Origin of the sequence: Kineococcus auxinigenes, from assembly GCF_050871525.1 — a bacterium.
Classification (GTDB): domain Bacteria; phylum Actinomycetota; class Actinomycetes; order Actinomycetales; family Kineococcaceae; genus Kineococcus.
The window spans coordinates 1-801 of sequence record NZ_JBKBCT010000150.1 but is presented as its reverse complement, the minus strand read 5'-3'; the positions used below and the strand labels follow the sequence as shown (position 1 = coordinate 801).

The window sequence follows — 801 nt, the reverse complement described above, 5'->3', positions numbered from 1 at the left end:
GCCAGACCAAGCTTGTGGGAATCACCTCGGCGTGCATTGATTGCGTCGCGCTCGGCACCATCGAAGGTGAAAAATGCCTTCATCTCGAAGTCGCTGATATCGCGGGGGAGCCCACGCATCCCCAAAAACGTTGTGTGCCAACCCTGCATCGTGAACCTCAAAAGTGGGAGGCCACCATACCCGTTTACAAAGCGAACAGGAAAGTCAATGAAATCAACGGTCTACCCAGACCACCCCCGCGCCAGTGCTAGCTTTGCGTACCGTCACTTATTGCACTGAAAACGAGGAGACCCCAAGACATGCTGGGCTACAAACACAGCGGCTTCTCGGTGGATGCCGGGGTGTGCATTGAATCCCACGACCGTCCAGGCCTTGAGCGGCTCTTGCGCTATTGCGCCCGCCCACCCTTTGCGATGGACAGGCTGCGCAAAGAGGGAAGCAAACTGGTGTACCGCTGCGGCAAGCAGCGCAGCGAACCCACCAGCGACAAGCGCGGTGCCAAGGTTGATGAGCTGCACCTCACACCGCTGGAGCTGATCGACCGCATCGCCGCGCTGGTTCCCCCGCCACGCACCCACCGGCACCGCTACTTTGGTGTGCTGGCACCAAACTCGCCGCTGAGAGCGGCGGTAACGGCGCTGGCTCAGCCTGCTGCGTCGCAACCAGCCACGGTGGAGACTGCACAACCTGGCGCGGGCGTACCTGGGGTGGCGGTGCCGGGCAACGCGGCCACACCCACACCCGAACCTGAAGCACGCCCGAAGCGAGCGGCGCATTACTTGTGGGCGGTGCTGATTGCCC

Annotated in this window: 1 protein-coding gene and 1 pseudogene; one reads left to right on the top strand and one right to left on the bottom strand. The window is 62.0% G+C overall.

The features are described from left to right. The coding region (locus tag ACRYR9_RS19725) for a DUF4158 domain-containing protein (RefSeq protein ID WP_135147952.1) at positions 1–149 on the bottom strand (149 nt) is incomplete at its 3' end. A gap of 144 nt (positions 150–293) precedes the next feature. Between ACRYR9_RS19725 and ACRYR9_RS19720 the strand changes: the two are divergent. Continuing rightward, positions 294–801 (top strand): annotated as a pseudogene (locus ACRYR9_RS19720) (transposase); the annotation flags it as partial.